Origin of the sequence: Actinosynnema sp. NPDC059797, from assembly GCF_042732085.1 — a bacterium.
In the GTDB taxonomy this organism is placed as follows: Bacteria; Actinomycetota; Actinomycetes; order Mycobacteriales; family Pseudonocardiaceae; genus Actinosynnema.
Map to the genome: position 1 here is coordinate 1 of NZ_JBHWIE010000660.1, position 2,155 is coordinate 2,155.

Below are 2,155 nucleotides of genomic sequence, written 5' to 3' on the forward strand. Positions count from 1 at the left end.
GGCGAGCAGCGCGGCCCAGCGCTCGCCCGGCGACCACCGGGCCGCGGTGCGCAGCAGCACCAGCGCCGCGGCGGCCAGCGCCAGGCCGATCGCCGGCCCCAGGACCGCCGCGCCGGGCAGCCCGCCGGCCAGGGCGAGCAGGTCCAGCGCGCCGACCACGAGCACGGCGAGCGGCGCGAGCACGGCCACCGGGTCGCGCACGGCCCGTCCCAGCAGGACGGCGAAGCGCCGCGCGGTCGGCGTGCGGCCGCCCTCGACCAGCTCCCGCAGCAGCACCGCTCCCGCCGCCAGCGCGGGCACCGCCGTGACCAGCGGCAACGCCGCCAGGCACACCAGCACCCCGATCAGCAGCACCTCGGCCAGCAGCGCCAGCGGGCGCGCCCACGCGTTCATCGCTACCCCTTCAGCCCGGAGGTCGCCACACCGTCGACCAGGAAACGCTGGAATGCCAGGAAGAACAACCCGATGGGCAGCAGCGCCAGCACCGACATGGCGAACATCGGCCCGAACGCCGACTCGGTCGCCTGGTCGATGAACAGCTGCAGCGCCAGCGGCAGGGTGAACTTCTCCGCGTCGTTGAGGTAGATCAGCTGCGAGAAGAAGTCGTTCCAGGCCCAGATGAAGCTGAAGATCGCGGTGGTGATCAGCGCCGGCCGCAGCAGCGGCAGGATCACGTGCCGGAAGGTGCCCACCGGTCCGCAGCCGTCCAGGGTGGCCGCCTCGTCCAGCTCGCGCGGCAGGGTGCGGATGAACTGCACCATGAGGAAGATGAAGAACGCGTCGGTGGCCAGGAACTTGGGCAGCACCAGGGGCCAGAACGTGTTGACCACGTCCATCTGCTGGAAGATGACGTACTGCGGGATCAGCACCACGTGGTGGGGCAGCATGATGGTGATCATCATGAAGCCGAACAGCGGTCCTCGGCCGCGGAAGTGCAGGCGCGCGAACGCGTAGGCCGCCAGCGAGCACGACGCCACGTTGCCGGCCACCGCGCCGACGGAGACCAGCAGGGAGTTCCAGAAGTAGTGCAGCACGCCGAACTCGCCCACGCCGTCGAACACCTGGGCGTAGTTGTCCCCGGTCGGCTCCCGCGGCAGCAGCGACAGCGCGGACAGCACCTCGGTGGCGGGTTTGAACGAGGTGGACACCAGCCACACCAGCGGGTACAGCAGCACCAGCAGCGCGCCGATCACCACGACGTGCCACAGGACCTTCCTCGACCGCGTCACCGGTCCTCCCCCGCGTAGAACACCCAGCGCTTGGAGCTGCGGAACACCAGGGCGGTCAGCAGCGCCACCACGACCAGCAGCACCCACGCCATGGCCGAGGCGTAGCCCATCCGGAAGTCGGTGAACCCGCGCTGGTACAGGTACAGCGGGTAGAGCAGGGTCGAGTCGCTGGGACCGCCGCGCCCGCTGCTGACCACGAACGCGCCGGTGAAGGCCTGGAAGGCGTTGATGGTCTCCAGCACGAGGTTGAACAGGATCACCGGCGTGAGCATCGGCAGCGTGACGCTGAAGAACCGCCGCGCCGGGCCCGCGCCGTCGATGGCCGCCGCCTCGTACAGCTCGCGCGGCACCTGCTTCAGACCGGCCAGGAAGATCACCATGGGCGCGCCGAACTGCCACACGGCCAGCGCCACCAGGGTGAGCAGCGCGTACTGGGGCTGGTCGACCCAGCCGCCGGTGTCGACGCCGAGCCGGGCGAGCACCCCGTCGACGGTGCCGTCGGTGGAGAACAGCGCCCGCCACGCCAGCGCCACGCTCACGCTCGCGCCCAGCAGCGACGGCGCGTAGAACGCCGACCGGTACAGGCCCACCCCTCGGCGGGGCCGGTTGAGCAGCAGCGCGACCGCCAGTGCCAGGGCGAGCTTGAGCGGCACGGAGAGCAGCACGTACTTGGTGGTGGTCCACGCGGCGTGCCAGAACCGCTCGTCGCCGGTGAACATGGTGACGTAGTTGTCGACGCCCACCCAGTCCGGTTCGCCGAACAGGTCGTAGTCGGTGAACGACAGGTACAGGGAGGCGATCATCGGGCCGATGGTCAGCAGCACCGCCCCGACGATCCACGGCGACAGGAACAGGTAGGCGACGCCCTGGCCCCGCCCCCGGCGCCCGGTGCGCGCGGCCGTCGGCGGCGGGTCGTACCCGACCCG

3 protein-coding genes are annotated in these 2,155 nt (G+C 71.1%); all 3 read right to left on the bottom strand.

Annotation, left to right across the window (positions count from 1 at the left end; translation table 11 throughout):
- On the bottom strand, nt 1–393 hold a 393-nt coding region (locus tag ACFV4N_RS43035; protein WP_499678467.1), incomplete at its 3' end, for a hypothetical protein.
- Nucleotides 394–395: 2 nt separating this feature from the next.
- A complete protein-coding gene (locus tag ACFV4N_RS43040) occupies nt 396–1,229 on the bottom strand; it encodes a carbohydrate ABC transporter permease (RefSeq protein ID WP_499678468.1) in 834 nt (277 codons plus the stop codon).
- Nucleotides 1,226–2,155, bottom strand: a 930-nt coding sequence (locus tag ACFV4N_RS43045) for a carbohydrate ABC transporter permease (RefSeq protein WP_499678469.1), incomplete at its 5' end; no start/stop codon positions are given. The genes ACFV4N_RS43040 and ACFV4N_RS43045, both read right to left, overlap by 4 nt.